This window comes from Exiguobacterium sp. U13-1 (assembly GCF_001750115.1).
GTDB lineage: Bacteria > Bacillota > Bacilli > Exiguobacteriales > Exiguobacteriaceae > Exiguobacterium_A > Exiguobacterium_A acetylicum.
Window position 1 is genome coordinate 1,178,763 of sequence record NZ_CP015731.1, and the last position, 18,188, is coordinate 1,196,950.

The 18,188-nt window shown below is 45.8% G+C and carries 21 protein-coding genes and 1 pseudogene; 8 read left to right on the forward strand and 14 right to left on the reverse strand.

Going from position 1 to position 18,188, the window contains the following annotated elements; all coding sequences use genetic code 11:
• Positions 1-13 precede the first annotated feature (13 nt).
• The 4 genes from ESP131_RS06040 to ESP131_RS06055 form a co-directional block, all read right to left on the reverse strand.
• Positions 14-664 (reverse strand): amino acid ABC transporter permease, encoded by a 651-nt coding sequence (locus tag ESP131_RS06040; RefSeq protein ID WP_029340925.1) that lies wholly within the window; start codon positions 662-664, stop codon positions 14-16.
• The gene (locus tag ESP131_RS06045) at positions 661-1,428 is read right to left on the reverse strand and encodes a transporter substrate-binding domain-containing protein (protein WP_047396216.1); all 768 of its coding nucleotides are present in this window, start codon (positions 1,426-1,428) and stop codon (positions 661-663) included. The genes ESP131_RS06040 and ESP131_RS06045 overlap by 4 nt, the downstream gene beginning before the upstream one ends.
• 163 nt (positions 1,429-1,591) lie before the next feature.
• Positions 1,592-2,698, reverse strand: coding sequence for an ABC transporter ATP-binding protein (locus ESP131_RS06050; RefSeq protein ID WP_035409428.1), 1,107 nt, complete (start codon positions 2,696-2,698; stop codon positions 1,592-1,594).
• A 118-nt stretch (positions 2,699-2,816) separates the two neighbouring features.
• Positions 2,817-3,650: a PucR family transcriptional regulator gene (locus ESP131_RS06055; protein WP_047396220.1), complete on the reverse strand. Its 834-nt coding sequence runs from the start codon at positions 3,648-3,650 to the stop codon at positions 2,817-2,819.
• 74 nt (positions 3,651-3,724) lie between these two features.
• Here ESP131_RS06055 and ESP131_RS06060 point away from each other — a divergent pair, with 74 nt between their 5' ends.
• On the forward strand, positions 3,725-4,861 hold the full coding sequence (locus tag ESP131_RS06060; RefSeq protein WP_029340928.1) for a DUF445 domain-containing protein: 1,137 nt from the start codon (positions 3,725-3,727) through the stop codon (positions 4,859-4,861).
• 20 nt (positions 4,862-4,881) lie between these two features.
• On the forward strand, positions 4,882-5,256 hold the full coding sequence (locus ESP131_RS06065) for a YlbF/YmcA family competence regulator (RefSeq protein WP_023467337.1): 375 nt from the start codon (positions 4,882-4,884) through the stop codon (positions 5,254-5,256).
• A 52-nt stretch (positions 5,257-5,308) separates the two neighbouring features.
• Here the strand turns inward: ESP131_RS06065 and ESP131_RS06070 are convergent, their stop codons facing one another.
• From ESP131_RS06070 to ESP131_RS06080, 3 genes are all read right to left on the reverse strand, one after another.
• Positions 5,309-5,521: a YhzD family protein gene (locus ESP131_RS06070; protein WP_029340929.1), complete on the reverse strand. Its 213-nt coding sequence runs from the start codon at positions 5,519-5,521 to the stop codon at positions 5,309-5,311.
• 58 nt (positions 5,522-5,579) lie between these two features.
• Positions 5,580-6,659 carry a DNA polymerase IV gene (dinB, locus tag ESP131_RS06075; protein WP_047396224.1) on the reverse strand — a complete coding sequence of 360 codons (1,080 nt, stop codon included), beginning with the start codon at positions 6,657-6,659 and terminating at the stop codon, positions 5,580-5,582.
• Between the two features lie 63 nt (positions 6,660-6,722).
• On the reverse strand, positions 6,723-7,628 hold the full coding sequence (locus ESP131_RS06080; RefSeq protein ID WP_047396227.1) for a magnesium transporter CorA family protein: 906 nt from the start codon (positions 7,626-7,628) through the stop codon (positions 6,723-6,725).
• A gap of 104 nt (positions 7,629-7,732) precedes the next feature.
• Between ESP131_RS06080 and ESP131_RS06085 the strand changes: the two genes are divergently transcribed.
• Complete coding sequence (locus tag ESP131_RS06085; protein WP_047396230.1) at positions 7,733-8,653, forward strand: HD domain-containing protein; 921 nt, start codon at positions 7,733-7,735, stop codon at positions 8,651-8,653.
• 12 nt (positions 8,654-8,665) lie between these two features.
• Entirely contained in the window at positions 8,666-9,697 is a 1,032-nt protein-coding gene (namA, locus tag ESP131_RS06090) for an NADPH dehydrogenase NamA (RefSeq protein ID WP_047396233.1), read from the forward strand.
• Between the two features lie 47 nt (positions 9,698-9,744).
• On the opposite strand, the gene ESP131_RS06095 is transcribed toward namA, so the two are convergent.
• From ESP131_RS06095 to ESP131_RS06110, 4 genes and pseudogenes are all read right to left on the reverse strand, one after another.
• Positions 9,745-10,662, reverse strand: coding sequence for a peptidylprolyl isomerase (locus tag ESP131_RS06095; RefSeq protein WP_029340934.1), 918 nt, complete (start codon positions 10,660-10,662; stop codon positions 9,745-9,747).
• A 260-nt stretch (positions 10,663-10,922) separates the two neighbouring features.
• Positions 10,923-11,492, reverse strand: a complete 570-nt coding sequence (locus tag ESP131_RS06100) for an HTH-type transcriptional regulator Hpr (RefSeq protein ID WP_023467344.1) — start codon at positions 11,490-11,492, stop codon at positions 10,923-10,925.
• Positions 11,493-11,575: 83 nt separating this feature from the next.
• Positions 11,576-11,917 carry a hypothetical protein gene (locus tag ESP131_RS06105; protein ID WP_023467345.1) on the reverse strand — a complete coding sequence of 114 codons (342 nt, stop codon included), beginning with the start codon at positions 11,915-11,917 and terminating at the stop codon, positions 11,576-11,578.
• A 114-nt stretch (positions 11,918-12,031) separates the two neighbouring features.
• Positions 12,032-12,460: pseudogene (locus ESP131_RS06110) on the reverse strand (HIT family protein); the annotation flags it as partial.
• Between the two features lie 126 nt (positions 12,461-12,586).
• Here ESP131_RS06110 and ESP131_RS06115 point away from each other — a divergent pair.
• Positions 12,587-13,639: a TcaA second domain-containing protein gene (locus tag ESP131_RS06115; protein WP_029340935.1), complete on the forward strand. Its 1,053-nt coding sequence runs from the start codon at positions 12,587-12,589 to the stop codon at positions 13,637-13,639.
• 36 nt (positions 13,640-13,675) lie between these two features.
• On the opposite strand, the gene ESP131_RS06120 is transcribed toward ESP131_RS06115, so the two are convergent.
• Together ESP131_RS06120 and ESP131_RS06125 are read right to left on the reverse strand one after the other, a co-directional pair.
• On the reverse strand, positions 13,676-13,927 hold the full coding sequence (locus ESP131_RS06120; RefSeq protein ID WP_029340936.1) for a GlsB/YeaQ/YmgE family stress response membrane protein: 252 nt from the start codon (positions 13,925-13,927) through the stop codon (positions 13,676-13,678).
• Positions 13,928-13,960: 33 nt separating this feature from the next.
• The gene (locus ESP131_RS06125) at positions 13,961-14,209 is read right to left on the reverse strand and encodes a GlsB/YeaQ/YmgE family stress response membrane protein (RefSeq protein ID WP_069940353.1); all 249 of its coding nucleotides are present in this window, start codon (positions 14,207-14,209) and stop codon (positions 13,961-13,963) included.
• 319 nt (positions 14,210-14,528) lie between these two features.
• Here ESP131_RS06125 and ESP131_RS06130 point away from each other — a divergent pair, with 319 nt between their 5' ends.
• Both ESP131_RS06130 and ESP131_RS06135 read left to right on the forward strand, forming a co-directional pair.
• Entirely contained in the window at positions 14,529-15,263 is a 735-nt protein-coding gene (locus ESP131_RS06130; protein ID WP_029340938.1) for an ABC transporter ATP-binding protein, read from the forward strand.
• The gene (locus tag ESP131_RS06135) at positions 15,260-16,396 is read left to right on the forward strand and encodes an ABC transporter permease (RefSeq protein ID WP_069940354.1); all 1,137 of its coding nucleotides are present in this window, start codon (positions 15,260-15,262) and stop codon (positions 16,394-16,396) included. The genes ESP131_RS06130 and ESP131_RS06135 overlap by 4 nt, the downstream gene beginning before the upstream one ends.
• Before the next feature lie 60 nt (positions 16,397-16,456).
• Here the strand turns inward: ESP131_RS06135 and ESP131_RS06140 are convergent, their stop codons facing one another.
• The gene (locus ESP131_RS06140; protein WP_029340940.1) at positions 16,457-17,755 is read right to left on the reverse strand and encodes an ammonium transporter; all 1,299 of its coding nucleotides are present in this window, start codon (positions 17,753-17,755) and stop codon (positions 16,457-16,459) included.
• Positions 17,756-17,872: 117 nt separating this feature from the next.
• Between ESP131_RS06140 and ESP131_RS06145 the strand changes: the two genes are divergently transcribed.
• Entirely contained in the window at positions 17,873-18,175 is a 303-nt protein-coding gene (locus ESP131_RS06145) for a MerR family transcriptional regulator (protein WP_023467353.1), read from the forward strand.
• The last annotated feature ends 13 nt before the right edge of the window (positions 18,176-18,188 follow it).

Sequence of the window (18,188 nt, forward strand, 5' to 3'; positions counted from 1 at the left end):
AGTGTGGGAAAAATCATTCTGGAATACTGAAGCGTGCTTCTAAGCGATGTTGAACACTTTGAATGATTGTCGACATGATCCAGTAAATCGCAGCCGAGAACAAGAGTAACGGCATGACGAGGTAAGTTGTCGCTGAAATCTGGTCAGAGACATACGTCAATTCTTCAACAGCAACGATCGTACCGAGTGATGTCGATTTGATGATATCGATGACAGAGTTCGAAAGCGGTGGAATCGCTCGAGATAGCGCTTGCGGTAAGATGACATCCTTGAATGTCTTACGACGCGGAATACCGAGCGAGTCAGCTGCTTCCCATTGTCCACGATCGACAGAGGAGATGGCAGCGCGGAACGATTCTGAGATATACGCAGAAAAGTGAAGCGATAAGCCGAAGGCGAGGGCTTGGAATCCAGTCAACTGAAGGACAACGAGACCATTGTATAAAATCAGGATTTGTAGCAGTAATGGTGTTCCTCGGAAGAACGAGACATATAAACGTGCAAAACCGCTAAAGACGGCAAGACGGCTATCACGCATGACGGCAAGAATCAACCCAAGAATAAGCGCAAAGACGATGGCGAGACCACTTGCAAGAAGGGTCGTACCAATCGCCTTTGCGTAGACGTCCGAGTTATCCCGGACGATCGTCAGTAATTCACTCACTTACTGATATCCTCGTTGAAGTACTTCTCACCGATTTTTGCAAGAGTGCCGTCTTCTTGCATCTCAGCGAGTGCTTTATTGAAGTCTTCTGTATACTTGCTGTTTTTCGCCATCATGAAGCCTGATTCGTTCTTGTCGAACGTTTCACCGACCGCTTTAACTTTGTAGCCTGCTTTCTTCAGCTCCGTCAAGACGAAGAGACGATCGTTCATGGCAGCATCAACACGACCTGCTTCAAGATCTTTCAAGACTTGGTTCGCACCTTTGTAGTATTTCACTTTCGCGCCAGCTTCTTCAGCTGTTTTGGCATAGAGTGAACCTTGTGTCGAACCGACTGTCTTTCCTTTTAAGTCGTCGAGTGTTTTGATGTCGTTCGTTTTATTGTTGACGATGATTGTTGAACCAGAGACCGTATACGCATCAGAGAAAGCGTATTTTTCTTGGCGCTCAGGCGTGATTCCCATTTGGTTCGCGATGACATCGATCCGTTTTGAATCAAGTGCTGGGATGAGTCCTTTGAAGTCCATCGCTTTGTAATCGACTTTATAGCCGGCGCGTTTTGCGACTTCGTTCATGACGTCTACGTCATAACCTGTCAATTTTCCTTTTTCTTTATACGTGAAAGGTGGGTACGTTGCTTCTGTACCGACTGTAATGACTTTTGACTCTTTATCAGAACCTGCGTTGTCGTTCGAAGCGCCGCATGCTGCAAGCACCCCCGCTGTCGATAATGCTGCTACAGCTAATTTCAAACCGTGTTTCATAGCGCTCTCTCCTTTATAAATAAATGATTTCAATTCCTAGTTTTCGAATAGGATTAATTTTAAGCTACAAGCAGTATCATACAAAGTTACAGGAACGTCTGTCAATAAAAAAGACTGCCCTTAATAGGACAGTCTGAAACATCGTAACTGATCGATGATGCGATTAACGGATCGTTGCTTCTGTTGAAGCATCGAAGAAGTGTGCTTTTGTCATATCGAAGAAGAGATCAAGCTGCGATCCCATCTCGACGTGTGAACGTGAATCAACACGTGCCGTGAACGCTTGTTGTCCGACTTTTGAGTAGAGGTAAGACTCTGCACCCATCAATTCAGATACTTCGATATGTGCTGGGAAGCGGTGTGCTGTTTTCGTGTCTTGGTAAATCAATTCCGCATGGATATCCTCTGGACGAATTCCGAGGACGAGATCTTTATTCGTATAACCGCGGTCGCGGAGAACTTTCATTTTTCCTTCTGGTACTTCGAATTTCTCTTCTGTTCCTGAAACATGGAAGAGACCGTCTTCTGCCAATTTACCTGTCAAGAAGTTCATCGATGGTGAACCGATGAATCCAGCGACGAACATGTTATCTGGGTGATCATAGACTTCTTTCGGCGTACCGACTTGTTGAATGATTCCCGCTTTCATGATGACGATCCGTGTCGCAAGCGTCATCGCTTCCGTCTGATCGTGCGTGACGTAAATCGTCGTCGTCTCAAGACGTTTGTGTAACTGAATGATTTCCTTACGCATTTGTACACGCAATTTAGCATCTAAGTTCGAGAGCGGCTCATCCATCAAGAAGACTTTAGCATCACGAACGATGGCGCGACCAATCGCTACCCGTTGGCGCTGACCACCAGAGAGTGCTTTTGGCTTCCGCTCGAGGTATTCTTCAAGACCAAGGATACGAGCTGCGTTATCAACGCGTTGCTTGATTTCATCTTTAGGGAACTTCCGAAGCTTTAATCCGAATGCCATGTTATCGAAGACGTTCATATGCGGATACAATGCATAGTTTTGGAAGACCATCGCGATATCGCGATCTTTTGGTGCTACATCGTTCATGCGTTTGCCATCGATGATGAAATCCCCACCTGAGATTTCTTCAAGTCCAGCGATCATCCGAAGTGTCGTTGATTTCCCGCAACCTGATGGTCCGACGAAGACGATGAATTCTTTATCTTTAATGTGAAGGTTGAAGTCATCAACCGCTTTTGCATCACCTGAGTAGATTTTATCGATATGTTCAAGACGAATTTCAGCCATGTGTAGTTCCCCCTAATGTAAATGATGAAATAATAACGCTTACAAGATTTAGTATAAAAGAAGTCAGGGAGTCTGCCTATGGACAACCTGACTAAATGCAAACGTTTTCAATTAGGCATCATGCTACAAGAAGTAAGGTATAGAGAAAAGTAGCGCCTTCAAATGAGCGAACATCGATTCCAGTCTGCTCCGTCAACCGGTCGAGTCGATACTGGAGGCTGTTTCGATGTAAGAATAGATGTTTTGCTGTCAGGGAGACGTTCAAATTAGCTCGACAAAAAGCAAGGATCGTCTCACGAGACTCTGGCTCGAGGGAACGGATGAACTGATCGACGAGTGTCGCGCGATGCCGGTCATCTAGACTTGCAAGGCGGAGCATGGCAGGCAAGAAACGTTCGATGTGCATCGAAGGAACGAAAGCAAGCGCTGCTTGTTCAAGTTGGAACTGAACGGCGATATCACCTGCAGCACGTTGTTGACCAAGCAATACCTTACCGTCGAGTACAAAATCAGATTGTAATGCTAAAAATAAATCGGATAGTTCTGACTCGATGACAAACTCTTCGCGTTCAACGACCGTGAAGCGATGTGCGCTAAAAGGAATAAGGATGCTCGTCTGCGAAAAGAAAGAGGAGAGCAATTGTTGAATTTCTTCACTTGTCCGTTCATCGGTTGGATTGAACAAAAAATGGACAAGTCGGAACGACTGATCTTCCAAGGCATGAGCAGATTGGATACGCTCTCGCCATAGATCGATATCAGACCGTGACGTCGTGATGATGCGTTCAGCGAATACATCAAGCAGTTGTTGTTCACGGTCAGAGATGGCAGTCGCCTTGATTCCAAAACAAAGTCCATCTTCAAGGCGATATACGCTATACTGTTCCTGGCAATAAACATTCGGATCGGTCGTAAGCTGGTCATTGAATACAGTCATCAGTTGTCGTAACACACGGCATCACTCCTAAATCGTACATAACTATCTCGACTTTACCATAAGTCGAAAATCGGAAGGAATGATAACTTATGTCAGATACGTTTTTACTCGTATTGAAACTTGTCGGAATCATTGTCATTGGGGCTCTGATTGGGGCAGTCACGAATCATTTAGCGATTCGGATGTTATTTCGACCACTTGAACCGAAATACATCGGAAAATTTCGCGTACCATTTACACCTGGTCTGATTCCTAAACGGCGGGATGAACTGGCAGCGAATCTCGGACGGACGGTCGTCAAGCATCTCTTGACGCCAGAAGGAATCGGGAAACGTCTCGCATCACCAGCTGTTCGTGGAGCCGTCACTCGGCTCGTCGAACAAGAAGTCATGAAATGGACGCGCTCGGAAGAGACGACGGAAGCGTGGATCGGTCGATTCATCGACGAACCAAAACAACGGATCCAAGGGAAAATCAGTTATCACTTGGAGCAGGAGTTTTCGCTCCTCATGGGCAAATGGCGTGAGCAGTCTGTGCGCGAGTTGATCGGGGAAGCCGGAGAACAAAAAATCGAGGAAGTCATGCCAAGACTCATCACATCCGTATTACACCAAGCAGAGGAATATTTTGATGGACCAGAAGGACGTTTACAACTTGAGGAAACGGTTGCTCGCTTCATCCAACAGCGTCTCGGAGGTGGGATGTTCGGGATGTTGCTCGCGAACGTCAACGTCGTTGATATGATTCAGCCGGAGCTGAAACGGGTACTTCAATCAGAGTCGACGTCTCAGTTCATCCTTGCCTTATTACGTCAGGAATGGCAAAAGGGACTGGATCGTCCACTCTCATCCTATATGACGGAAGAGACGGAGTCACGGATTCGACAGACCGTCAAAGAACAAGTCTTGGCGCGTTTACCGATTGAATCGATGCTTGCTACACCATTACGCGTCTGGTTGAATCCACTCGAGTCACAATTGCTCGAGCAACATGTCCCTGTTGTCATCGATCATCTATTTGAACGGACGACGAATCAAATCGGACAAATTCTACAAACGCTTGATCTCGAAACGATCGTTCGAGAAGAGGTCGGTTTGCTGGATACTGCGTATCTCGAGGAAATCGTCTTATCGATTTCTAAGCGAGAATTCCGGGCTATCACTTGGCTTGGAGGGTTGTTAGGTGGTTTAATTGGATTGATACAGGCGGGGCTTTATCTCGTCTAAACAAATTGGAGGTTTTACTCATGGCAGAAACAAACTTATACGATCACGCGTACACTCTGGAGCGTGCATTACGTGAAACTTCGGAGTACACGACATTAAAAGATTTGTACACGCAAGTGAATGCGGATCCGGAATCAAACGAATTGTTCGCATCGTTCCGTAACATCCAACTTGAATTACAACAAAAACAGATGCAAGGTGAAGAAATCACACCAGACGATATGGCGTCTGCCCAAACTAAGATGCTTGAAGTACAAAACAACCCATTAATCAGTCAGCTGATGCAAGAAGAGCAACGGATGCACACGATGTTGACGGAAGTCACACAAATCATCATGAAGCCGTTAGAAGAACTCTACGCGCCAATGATGGAGCAACAAGACGACGTCCAATAAGTAATCAAAAAGGAAGACGGCCATAATGGCACGTCTTCCTTTTTTGTATGGCTCAAGATGAAGCAGGGACGATCCGTGGCAAGTAAGCGCGCTCGAAATGAATCAAACGACCTGAACGTGTGACGCGAGCTGCATGATGGGCGTATCCACTCTCATTGAGACGTCGAATCCCTTCTTCTCGTGCCTGTCCATCTGTTTCTGCTTCAAAAACGTCATCGAGTAACGTTTCACCACGATCTGAAAAGACTGTCATCGTATACTGCATACTTGTTCCTCCCTTGTCTAATCGGTATTGTATTCAGTATAATGAATCGCTATTCATTTTACAAGCGCAAGTCTAAGTCTTGCCACGTCAGTTGTCTCGCAGCAGGAGGTGTAGTAAGGTGACTGACCGTCATACCAATCAAACGGATTGGTCCGTCGAAGGTGATGCCATTGAAGAGTTTCGTTGTTTCCTCAAGTAATCGTTCTTCGTCCGCCGTCTCTTCTGAAAATGTATGCCGTTTCGAACGTGACTGGAATGTATCAGTCTTCCACTTGATCGTGATCGTTCGGCAAACGAGTTCTTTTTTTTGAAGACTCGCAATGACGGATTTTGATTCTCGAATCAACGTCTCAAATATCGTATCGATATCCTCCGTATCTTCTTCGAAGGTCGTCTCAGAACCGATTGATTTTCGCTCGCGTTCCGGACGAACCGGACGCTCGTCGATCCCATACGCCATCGCATGTAGTTCCGTTCCCCGATCGCGTCCAAGCAATGCTCGTAATTGTTCGACCGGCATTGCTTGAACATCTGCGACGGTTTCAATCCCTTGTTTGCGTAACGCTTGTTCCGTGACTTTTCCGACGCCATGTAAGTCTCCAATTTTTAATGGAGATAAGAAACTCAGGACGTCCTCTGGAGGAACGACCGTCAATCCGTTCGGTTTCTCGTATCCGGAAGCGACCTTCGCGACGAGTTTAGAGTTAGAAACACCAGCAGAGGCAGTCAGACCTGTCCGTTCTTTAATTTGTTGTAGAACATATTGCGCAATATAGGTCGCACTTTTTTGATCAAAGTAATTTTCGGTGACGTCGAGGTACGCCTCATCCAGTGAGAGGGGCTCGACGAGCGGTGTCACTTCTCGAAAAAGTGCCATGATTTGCGCACTGACAGCCCGGTAGACGTCAAAGCGAGGACGAATGAAGACGGCACGAGGGCAAAGCTGGAAGGCACGTCTTGACGGCATCGCGCTATGGATGCCGTATTTCCGTGCTTCATAGGAACAGGTCGCTACGACACCGCGTGCATGAGGCGGTCCACCGACGACGACGGGAACACCTTTTAATCGAGGACGATCGCGTTGCTCGACGGAAGCGTAAAAGGCGTCCATATCAATATGAATGATTTTTCGTTCCATCGTACAAGCGTCTCCTTTCAGTAGATATGATACAATTAGTATAACGAACTTATGTTCTGATATCTATTTTTTTGGTCGACTGTTCTTTGGCATCCGAACAAGAGCGCCTAACCATCCACGCCAGCGCATCCAGTAGAAGATGCCACCGGTTGAGAGAAAGATTAGACCTAGGGATAGGGCGTAACCGTATTTCCATTCTAATTCCGGCATGATTTTAAAGTTCATCCCCCAAATTGCACCGAGGGCCATCGTTGGTGTCGCGACGGCAGTAAAAATCGTTAACGCCTTCATGATTTCGTTTCCACGGAAGTTCGAGACGGTCGTCGATAAGTCGAGCAGGACCTCAATGTCTTTTTGATAATGTTCGATGAGCATTAACAGACGGCGGACACGTTTCGTAGCTAGCTTCAACGAGAGATCCTCGAGATACGTGTCCTCGTCGAGAAATGATTCTTCACCAGCCATGACGAGCTCTTGAAACGGAACGATCAAATCGGACCAGTTCTCGATCGTGTCGCGTAGCGCGAAGATGCTATCAAGCGAATCTTCATTAATGCTGCCACGCAGTTCATCTTGTCTTGAGAACAGTTCCGTCTCAAACTGATCGATACCGGCAAAATATGTGTTCAGCTGTAAAGCAAGAATCGTATAAAAAGCAGCGAACGGATGCGCGGGCGAGTAGGGGGCAACGAGTGTCACGATCGATTCCGACAATCCGATCGTGATCAGTTTTTCTTTCGTCACATAAAAACAAATCGAGCGACGGTCACTTTTGTCGACAGGATTTTGCCAGGTGACGACAGCACCATAAAGAACCCCTTTTTCCGAGCGGGTAAAGTTCATGTCTTTTGATCGTAGCTGCGTGAGCCAGTCCATTTCGGATTGGTCGACGGTAGCCGCCGGAAATGTTTGTTCATAGTCAGCTAAATCGAGATAGCGGGACCAATTAAATTGAGGTTCCAGTTCCATGTTCATGACTCCCATATAGTAGAATGAAATAGTATATGCCTTAAGTGTAGTCAATGGAATATAAAAAAGACACCTATTTTACAGATAAAGGACGTGTTTCAAGTATGAAAGGAATCGGTAAGTTAGCAGTTGGAGAAACGCTCGATCAACGAGCGATGATCAAGCAGGCTGTCAAAGGAATTGCGGCAAACGGGAAACCGTATTTAACGCTCATCTTGACGGACAAGACAGGCGAAATCGAGACGAAGATGTGGGATACGAGTGATCTTGAAAAATATGCGCCGAAGTCGATCGTCCATGCTGCTGGAGAAGTCATGGACTATCGAGGACGGACACAGCTGAAGCTTAAACAAATCACAGTACTAGAAGAGACGAATGTCGAGGATTATGTTCAATCGGCACCAATTCCGCGAGAGCAGATCGAGACGGAAGTCCTCACGTTCGTAGAATCGATTCAAAACAGTGACATGAAAAAGCTCGTCAAACATTTGATTACTTCACGATTTGACGCCTACTTCACGCACCCGGCAGCGGTCAAGAACCATCATGCCTTTTACTCGGGGCTGTCGTACCACGTCCTTTCGATGTTGCGTCTAGCGGATCAAATCGCTCAACTCTATCCGACGTTAAACCGTGACGTGCTAATCAGTGGCATCATTCTACACGATTATGCGAAAATCAAGGAGTTATCCGATCCGGTTGCACCGGAATATACGTTGCCTGGTAAACTCGTCGGTCATATTACGATGATGGTAGCGGAACTTGAAAAAGTCGGAGCAGAATTACAAATTGACGCAGAAGTACTGACGGTCTTGCAACATCTCGTCTTAAGTCATCACGGACGACCAGAATGGGGTTCTGCCGTCGCACCACAGATGCGAGAAGCAGAAGTTTTGTTCTTGATCGATAACCTTGATGCACGGATGACGATGATGGATCGCCTTCTGGAATATGTCGAGCCAGGACAGTTCTCGGAACGATCATTTGCACTGGATAATCGTGCTTTTTATCGTCCGAAGCTATAAGGGGGAAGAAAGATGAAGACGAAGTTGTTTGATACGGTTCAACTCGGAGCGTTGACATTCCGAAATCGGGTCATCATGGCGCCGATGTGCATGTACAGTGCAAAAGAAGATGGACTAGTGACAGATTGGCATGTCACACACTATGCAACACGTGCAATGGGTGGTGTCGGTGGTGTCATCTTAGAGGCGAGTGCCGTCACGCCAGACGGTCGCATTTCAGCCGGTGACCTTGGAATTTGGTCAGATGCGCATATTGAAGGCTTACAACGGATTGCCGACCAAGTCAAAGTAGCGGGTGCAAAAGCAGGCATTCAACTGGCCCATGCCGGGCGCAAAAGCACGACGGCAGAACCACCCGTCGCACCGAGCGCTTTACCGTTTGATGATACGTATACGGATCCACGCGCATTAACGCTTGAGGAAATCGCGACGATCAAACAACAGTTCATCGATGCAGCATTACGAGCAGAACGAGCAGGATATGATTTCATTGAAATTCATGGAGCTCATGGTTATTTATTGAATACGTTCCTCTCTCCGTTATCAAACGTTCGTGAGGACCAATACGGTGGATCGATTGAAAATCGGATGCGCTTGTTGCTAGAGATCATTGATGGGATTCAGGAAGTCTCGAAGCTCTCGATTTGGGTCCGGATTTCAGCAGCCGATCATGCAACGGGGGGAATGACAGCAACGGATTATATTCCACTTGCGAAGGAACTAGCAGCACGTAACATTGATCTACTCGACTGTAGTTCAGGTGCTGTCGTCGCTAATGCCGTACCTGAAGTGTATCCGGGCTATCAAGTGAGCTACGCAGAAGAGTTGAAGCGAGAGGCGGGTATTGCAACAGGCGCGGTTGGATTGATTACGACAGCTGCTCATGCAGAGGAAATCGTCCGTAACGGTCGAGCAGATATCGTCCTGCTCGCACGTGAACTACTTCGCCAACCGTACTGGGTCTATCATGCGGCAGCCGAACTTGGGGATACGGTCGCCTTGCCGAAACAATACGAACGAGCTCCGATTCGGACGGTTCGCTAACTATTCAAGATATGAAAAAAGGAAGCCTTCGCGGCTTCCTTTTTTGATTACTGCTGTTGTTGTTGCATCATTTGTTGTTGCATTTGTTGTTGTTCTTGTTTATCTAAATCAAAAGCATCCTTGAAGTCTTTGTTTTCGATTTTGACATCGTATTCTTTCATGAGTGAACGGTAGATATCGTTCGGGTTGACTTGTGCTGCTTTTTCTTCAGCAAGTGCTTTTTTGATGCGTGATTTTTCTTTATCAAGTGTAAAGTCTTTCTTTTCTTTACGATCGACTACTTTGATGATGTGGTAACCGAACTGTGTTTTAATTGGATCGGAGATTTTACCTTCAACGCCATCCTTGAACGCATAATCTTCGAATTCCTGGACCATCTTACCTTTTGTGAAGTATCCGAGGTCTCCACCTTTTGTACCGCTACCTGTATCTGTTGATTTCTCTTTTGCAAGTTTCGCGAAGTCCGCGCCGTCATCCAATTGCTTTTTGATGTCTTTTGCTTCTGACTCTTTCGCGACGAGGATATGGCTTGCTTTAACTTCGACTTTTTCTTGGTCAAAACGCTCTTGGATTTCTTTATCTGTTACTTTTGATTTTGCAGATTTTGCTTCCGTTAAGAGCATTTGTGTGCGAAGAACTTTCTCGAATTCTTTTTCGTTCTTGATTCCAGCAGATTTCAATGTCGTACTGAACTGCTCTTTATCCGGGAACTGGTCTTTTGTCTTTTTGACTTCTGCTTCGACTTCTTTATCCGTGACTTCCTTGCCGTATTTCTTCTCGAGCAATTTGTTCATCGTTTGCTGGAAGGCGATTTGAGCACCAGCTTTTTCGTATGCTTCTTCTTGGACGTCAGCCTTGTTGACTTCGCCTCCTTTGTAATTGATGACGGCTTCGTCATTTGATCCACATGCTGCTAACGTAAATACACTTGCGACTGCTGCTGCGCCTAACAATTTCTTTTTCATACATACACCCCTAATTTACCATTTATTTCAACCGTTTTATCATATCATATTCTCGTCTGGTTGACAGCTGTATCTTGTCATGCCAAGAGATACTTGCTCTTTTCCATGCTATCACATCCAAGTAGTTGGTTGAGGATAATTTTTATGGGAAATTGTGAGGGAAATAACGCTCTTGAGACATAGTAGTAATGTCCTTGTCATGAGGAAAAAAGACCTAAGAAAAAGCATTCTAGCTAGAGGCTAAAACGCTTTTGGTAAGGTTATGCTTTTTTGATTGAGTCCATGACTGGATCTTGAGGGCGACGATCTGCTTCTTCTGTGATCATCTTCGATGTCTCAGCGAATATGTCCATGAAACTGTCGCCATACAAGCGACGTACGATCGCAGAAATGTCCGTTAATTCCGGGAACTTCCCGTACAGTTCCTGAAGAGGAAGTGATGCACGGAAGACACCGTTTTCTTCAGGGCGGAACGCTTGAATCGTCTCAAGTAAGAGTGATTCGCCCTCTGGTGTCAACTGGACGTAGGTATTTCGTTTATCTGTTTCCTTTTTTGAGAACGTCAACAGTCCGCGGTCTTCTAACTTCTTCGAGAAGTTAAATGCCGTTGAGACGTGCATGACACCATACTTCGCGATTTCTGAAATTGAGGCGCCACCTAGCGCGTGCGAAATCCACAAGATATGATGTTCATTGATGTTCAGATCAAAGGGCTTGATCCAATTTTGCCAATCTTTTTCTACCGTTTTCCATAGTGCTTTGCTTAACTGGACAATCTTGTGGCTATACAATAAAGCCTCTTGTCCAGGATATAACTTTTCGTGTTCCATATCTGACTCATCCTTTCGAAAGGTGACAATGGCTCAAACGCGCAAAATGCAAACTATACAAAAACAAATCGAAGCAACGGATCTTACTTTTGTGGAGAAAGCTGGTCTGCTTCCTGTTTCGCTTCATCAGCGAGAGACTGGATCTTCGTGAGCGATGCTTGGACTTCCGTTTGGTATTCCGAGACGCTCTGCATGACTTCTTCTTTGAAGTGCATACCAGACGCTTTTGCTGTCTCTACTAAGTTCTTGCCCTCCTGGGTCAAATCCTGCACATTCGTTACGATTGTAGAATAAGAATTTCGACGTTGATGACCGTTCGAAGAGTCGCTTTTCGTACCTTGGCGAAGCGCCTTCAGACCGTAAAAAGTCACAAGTGTTAGCGTAGCACCAAAAGCGACCCAGTTACGGGCGGGACGCTTCGACATATTGAACCTCCTTTTTAATATTAAAATATTTGTTTCATATTATTTTACCGAAAATCGAATGAAAGAAACCTATTTCGGCAATATTTTTCTAAGAATAGAAGAAAAAGAACAGACTTAGATGCGTGAAGCGATCGAGTTAGCGAGTTCAGCCAATTCCTCTGCCGTGTAATCGTCATTATGAACTTCCCATTTCGCGCCGAAACCATCTTGTTTATCGTGACGCGGAATGAGATGCAGGTGGAAGTGGGAGACCGATTGACCCGCTACTTTTCCTGTATTCGACAAGAGATTCATGCCAGCTGCCTCTGTCTCTTGTTGAAGTGCACGACTGATTTGCGGGATCGTCGCAAATACGTCTTGTGCTTGTTCAGGAGAGAGATCATACAAATTATCGGCATGTTGTTTTGGGATGACGAGCGTATGTCCTTTTGTCACTTGTGACAAGTCTAGGAAAGCGAGAACTTGTTCGTTCTCAAATACGATATGACCAGGGACTTCTTTGCGAGCAATTTTACAGAAAATACATGACTCTTTTTGCATGGAACGTTCACTCCTTTGGGTAAGATAATATTAGTATACGGAAAGTTTCCGACTTCCGCACGATTGACAGTCAAATTGAACCCGATACACTTAGAAACATACAGCTACTGAAGGGAAGGAGCGAACTGCATGGCATCACGAGTAGCCTCAACGGCTCAAAAAAAACGAAAACAGCGTCTGCTCGTCGGTAGCGTTATCGTCGTTGGTCTTTTCTTATTAGTTGCCTTTTGGTTTGGGCGTAACATACAAGAAGCGGCGAAAATGGAGAAAACAGACGAGCGTCTTGCTGTCTTATTAAAGGAAAAGGATCAGCGTGGGTTCCAAAAGCTAGTCACGATGAGCGGTAAGTCACTATCGATGAGTGAAGCGACGCGACTCGTTAGTTGGTTGACGGCTGATGCAGAGCGGACGGACCGGGTCATTGCACAAGTCAAACAGGATCAAGACGCAGGTAAGCAAGTGAAGACACATCTGTTTTCGTTACAAGAAGAAGATGGATGGCTTTGGTATGATCGGTACTCTCTTGATGTGAATCCTCAGCGGTTAACCGTTTCGAGTGATCTACCGGGAACAAAGGTTTCGTTAGATGGAGAAGAAGTCGGAACGATTGATCAGAAATCCCTTGAAATCAAGCGTTCTCCTGGAGAGTATGATGTTCAGGTAAGCGCGGAACAATCAGGACAGACCATCGAGGAATCAAAGACTATACAACTCGGAGATGAACCGAACGCGACAGCCGACTTTAAATTGGCTGATCGGTTCAATACGACCGTTTCGAACGAATATGCGGTCGATATCAAAACGTTACTTGAGACGGAAGTAAAAGCCCGGACTGGAAAAAGTATCGATACGATGACTGGTTATCTTGGACGTTCGCGTGATTCGTTTGAGAATACATTCGGAACGCCTGATTCAACGGTTGCCAATCGAGCGCGATACGATGGATATGAAGTGACCTATCAGTCGGGGCAGGTGGAAGAGTTGTTAATTCGATTGAATAAGACTCCGGATGAACTTGAAGCCATCGCTGGAAAACCAGAAGGAAAGAAGCAAGAACAAGTCGGTACGATTTGGGAATATCCGTCTAGTTTTCTTGAAGGTGTGTTCGAATGGTTAAATTTACGGACGGAAAAGCGGGTCGTCGAGCGAGAGGACGGCATGTGGTTACAATTAAAAGACTAAAAAAAATCCTCGGACAGGATGTCCGAGGATTCTTGTTTATCGTTTATTCACCGCACGGAGAATGAACGATACGATAAGAATAAGGATGATAGCTCCGAGTAAAGCAGGAACGATTGCGAATCCGGCAACCATTGGACCCCAATCTCCAAATAATGCTTGACCAATTAATGCCCCAACGAAACCAGCGATGATATTACCGATGATGCCGCCTGGTACGTCTTTACCTAAAATTAGACTTGCTAACCAACCAATAATACCACCAACGATTAATGCCCATAAGAATCCCATTTAAAACACTCCTTTTCAATTTGAAATATATGATTACTTGCGTACTGCCCGGAGAATAAGTGAGACGATGAAGATCAAGATGACTGCTCCGAGAATAGCCGGAATGACTGCAAATCCACCAACTGTTGGTCCCATTGAACCAAAGATAGCTTGACCAATCATCGAACCGATGAAACCAGCGATGATGTTACCGATGATGCCACCCGGTACATCCTTCCCAATGATTAAACTTGCAATCCAACCGATGAGACCACCAACGATTAATGCCCATAAGAATCCCATTTTTAAACAACTCCTCTACATATTAGTTTTACCTGTTTTCAGGCAGTTATAAACACGTGTGAAAGTGAAAAAATCTGAAATCGTTCGTTCATTAAAAAAGGACTAGAAGATTAGACCACTTGATAGAGAATAAATGAACGATTCATCGATTTCACTTTCGATTTGCATGTAAATCGTTTTCATATATTGATGTAACGATTACACTTAGAGTAATTACCGAAAAAACAAGTATTAAAACATTATATTTTAAAAAACTACTCGTTACGCTAGAAAAACGAAGCGAGTCTACTTTACGATGAGTCTAAAGGGAGTGGCAAATATGTTATTAGACATTAAAGGTTTGTCAGGAGGATACGGGTCAAAAACGGTTCTGCATGACATCAATATCGAAGTCGATCAGGGGGAACTTGTTGGTTTAATTGGTTTGAACGGTGCCGGAAAATCGACGACAATCAAGCACATACTAGGTCTTTTACCAGTCAAGACGGGATCCGTTCGAATCAATGGATTGGATTTAGCGACGAATGAAACCGAGTATCGTCGTCAAGTCGCGTATATTCCGGAACAGCCGATGTTATATGAACAACTGACGTTACGTGAGCATCTTCGTCTGATGGCGCAAGGATATGACGTCGAAGAGACGATTGCGACAGAACGCGCGCAACATTACGCTGAACGACTCCGAATGACGAAGCAACTAGAATGGTTTCCAAGTGTCTTCTCAAAAGGGATGAAGCAAAAAGCAATGATTTTATGTGCACTCGTCACAGGCAGTGAGCTGTTAATCGTCGATGAACCATTCGTTGGATTAGATCCGCTCGCGATTCGTGAATTACTTCAGATTTTTAGTGAACTCAAGCAGGACGGTAAAGGGATTTTAATGTCGACGCATATCCTTGAGACAGCCGAGCGTCACTGTAATCGATTCGTGCTCTTACATGAGGGGCATATTGCAGCGGAAGGAACGACAGCTGCTTTACGAGCCCGATATGGACTGCAAGATGGAACCCTGGATGATCTCTACGTTGCCGCGATCGAGGAGGCGGAACGATGAACAGCCAGTCCTTATGGAAGGAACGATATCAGGCGGCGATGACGGAGACCGTGAAATATACAAGGTACATGGCGAATGGCGGACTGTTATTCACCGTTTACTTCGTTATTTTGTACGGTTTAGTCGTCTACGGTCGTTTCCTCGATCAACTCGATCCATCGTTTCCTGGTCGATATCTCATGGCAGCCTTATTTCTGATTTTACCGCTCTACCGGACAAGTCGGACGTTTCTCGTCGAAGCGGATCAAGTGTTTCTATTACCGGTATTAGCGAAGTTATCAAGTTTCATGCAACAAGTACGAGCGTACAATGCGGTCTTTGGGATCATTCGTGCCATAATTCCGTTTTTAGCAGTCGTTGTCCTTTATGTCCGAACGGAACAGACGACACCACTTGAACTTGTTTTACTTGGAGCAGCGCTTGCTTTGTTCGGAGCGGCTGCGAATTTATCAAAGCTTGAAGGTATCGCACATCGGACGGTGTTACTGTATGCGTTTGGAGCGGCGCTACTCGTCATCATCGATATGGCGTGGATGACGATCGTCGTCGCACTTCTCTTAATGGTCGTACTCCATTTGAAGCGTCAGGACCATCTTCCTCTACGCGAATGGATTGCACTTGAGCAGGAATCGCGCGATCGATTTTATCGATTAGCGAATTGGTTCGTCGATGTTCCCCATTTGACAGTAACGTATAAACGGCGTCGTCTCTTAAGTAGCATGGTCGAGCGGATTCCACATCGAGCGCAAACGACATTCGATTACTTGTATGTCAAACAGTTCATCCGGAGTGGAGACGGGATCGGATTGATTGTTCGTTTGACATTAATCGGGGCTGTGTTCATGTGGTTAGCAAATGGCAACGAGTTGTTCGTTGCGCTTGCAATCCCTGCGTTTGCAGGACTGACAAGCTTTCAGTTAGCACCGTTCACGAAGGCAGTAGACCAACATCTATTGACTCGTCTATTACCGTTTGGAAATGCTGTACAGGCGAAACGGAAAATCATTCGTTTCGCAGCAATCAGTCAATGTATCGTCTTGACGCTACTCGGATTCTTTTTAAGTGGATCCCTCTATGTCGTTGGTGGTGCAGCCTTGGCGCTTGTAATTGGTGAATACTACGCTCGAAAATAATAAACAAGAAAGAGCCTACGCGATGAATCCATCGCGTAGGCTCTTGTTCGTTATCAATCATTAATTGACACGTTCGTTTGAGAGGTCTTCTTCTTCGACCATACGTAATTCTTTGCTGACAGGAGCAGGGAGATCGTAAGAAGCTTGACCATGTTCTGCGACGTCAAGTCCACGTAGTTCATCTTCGCGTGTGATCCGAAGACCAATCGTAAGGTCGAGAACTTTTAAGAATGCGTAACTTAAGACGCTGACGATGACGACGGCAAAGACGACACCAAGTGCTTGAACACCGAGTTGCGTAAAACCGCCACCATAGAAGAGACCAGCTTGTCCGATTCCTGTGATTTCAACGAGTCGTGGTGAAGCGAAGAATCCAGTTGCGAGTGTACCCCAGATACCAGCGACGCCATGAACGGAGAAGGCACATAGTGGATCATCTACACGGCTAGCGAGAAGAATACTCGTCCCATACGTGATCACACCAGCGAGGAAGCCGATGACGACAGCTGCCCACGGTTCAACGAAGGCACAGGCTGCTGTGATGGCAACGAGTGCAGCTAATACACCGTTGATGATCGACGGGATATCTGCGACACGACGGTGCCAGAATGAGATGGCAAGAGCACCGAGGGCACCTGCTGCAGTCGCCAGTAACGTCGTCAAGGCAACGTAACTAAAGAATCCATCTGCAATCGTTAGTGTCGAACCAGCGTTGAAGCCGAACCAACATAACCAGAGGATGAAGGCACCGACGACAGAATAGATGACGTTGTGTCCGAGTAACGGTGTTTTTTCAGCACCGATTCGTTTCTTAAGCAGTAAAGCAGCAACAAGTGCAGCGATCCCACCTTGTAAGTGGACGACCGTTGACCCAGCAAAGTCTTGCATCCCGAGCGAACCAAGGAATCCACCTGCCCAAACGGAACGTGCGATGATCGGATAAATGATAGCAACGAAAAACGTTCCGAACAACAGGTAGACGGATAATTTAGCACGTTCTGCGAATCCGCCCCAAGCGATCGCGAGGGAGACAGCGACGAATGAGAGTTGGAAGAGGAACTTCACATCAATCGTGATGTTTGACCAATCAAGACTGCTGAATCCTCCTTGTAATAAAAATCCTTCCGTTCCGATGATGGAATTGCCATCACCGAACGTCAATCCGAATCCGATTGCCCAAAAGGCGAGAGCGGCAACTGAGAAGCTGATGATTTGTTTGACTGCGACGTGACCCGCGTTCTTCGCTCGTAACATCCCTGTTTCTAGAAGTAAGAATCCGATTTGCATCGTAAAGACTAGTAGTGCTGCGAATAAGACATAAAACGTATCGACTGAGATAGCGAGTTGTTCCAGTTTCATTGTCGTTCCTCCTTTATCCATTTAAAGTATGTGTTTACTTTAGACGGAAATACTTTCGAAGAAACGTGTTGTGTCAGAAAATCTAACATGGTATTTTTGTGGAAAGGAGTGACGAAGATGAACTACCGTGAGAAAAAGGTGATGTCGATCGGAATCGTCTGTGAATTGACCGGCTTGTCAGAACGTCAGATTCGTTACTATGAGGAACGGAAGTTAATCTTTCCAGAACGGACAAATGGAAAGACACGAAAATATTCGTTTACGGATGTCGAGCGACTCGTCGAAGTCGCGGAAAAAATCGAGGATGGCTGGCGCACGCACGAAATTCGAGAAAAAGAACGCAAGGTAACGGAACAACAACGTTCTGACTTGATTCGTGGTCAGTTGAATGCTGCATTCGGTCTTTACAAGAAACAGTGAACATTTCATGAAC

Coding starts and splice junctions, on each gene's coding strand:
- ESP131_RS06140 (WP_029340940.1), bottom strand. CDS start 17,755: ATGAAACTGGAACAACTCGCTATCTCAGTCGATACGTTTTATGTCTTA.
- ESP131_RS06115 (WP_029340935.1), top strand. CDS start 12,587: ATGGCATCACGAGTAGCCTCAACGGCTCAAAAAAAACGAAAACAGCGT.
- ESP131_RS06085 (WP_047396230.1), top strand. CDS start 7,733: ATGAAAGGAATCGGTAAGTTAGCAGTTGGAGAAACGCTCGATCAACGA.
- ESP131_RS06065 (WP_023467337.1), top strand. CDS start 4,882: ATGGCAGAAACAAACTTATACGATCACGCGTACACTCTGGAGCGTGCA.
- dinB (WP_047396224.1), bottom strand. CDS start 6,659: ATGGAACGAAAAATCATTCATATTGATATGGACGCCTTTTACGCTTCC.
- ESP131_RS06070 (WP_029340929.1), bottom strand. CDS start 5,521: ATGCAGTATACGATGACAGTCTTTTCAGATCGTGGTGAAACGTTACTC.
- ESP131_RS06120 (WP_029340936.1), bottom strand. CDS start 13,927: ATGGGATTCTTATGGGCATTAATCGTTGGTGGTATTATTGGTTGGTTA.
- ESP131_RS06095 (WP_029340934.1), bottom strand. CDS start 10,662: ATGAAAAAGAAATTGTTAGGCGCAGCAGCAGTCGCAAGTGTATTTACG.
- ESP131_RS06060 (WP_029340928.1), top strand. CDS start 3,725: ATGTCAGATACGTTTTTACTCGTATTGAAACTTGTCGGAATCATTGTC.
- ESP131_RS06145 (WP_023467353.1), top strand. CDS start 17,873: ATGAACTACCGTGAGAAAAAGGTGATGTCGATCGGAATCGTCTGTGAA.
- ESP131_RS06100 (WP_023467344.1), bottom strand. CDS start 11,492: ATGGAACACGAAAAGTTATATCCTGGACAAGAGGCTTTATTGTATAGC.
- ESP131_RS06105 (WP_023467345.1), bottom strand. CDS start 11,917: ATGTCGAAGCGTCCCGCCCGTAACTGGGTCGCTTTTGGTGCTACGCTA.
- ESP131_RS06135 (WP_069940354.1), top strand. CDS start 15,260: ATGAACAGCCAGTCCTTATGGAAGGAACGATATCAGGCGGCGATGACG.
- ESP131_RS06130 (WP_029340938.1), top strand. CDS start 14,529: ATGTTATTAGACATTAAAGGTTTGTCAGGAGGATACGGGTCAAAAACG.
- ESP131_RS06080 (WP_047396227.1), bottom strand. CDS start 7,628: ATGGAACTGGAACCTCAATTTAATTGGTCCCGCTATCTCGATTTAGCT.
- ESP131_RS06125 (WP_069940353.1), bottom strand. CDS start 14,209: ATGGGATTCTTATGGGCATTAATCGTTGGTGGTCTCATCGGTTGGATT.
- ESP131_RS06045 (WP_047396216.1), bottom strand. CDS start 1,428: ATGAAACACGGTTTGAAATTAGCTGTAGCAGCATTATCGACAGCGGGG.
- namA (WP_047396233.1), top strand. CDS start 8,666: ATGAAGACGAAGTTGTTTGATACGGTTCAACTCGGAGCGTTGACATTC.
- ESP131_RS06050 (WP_035409428.1), bottom strand. CDS start 2,698: ATGGCTGAAATTCGTCTTGAACATATCGATAAAATCTACTCAGGTGAT.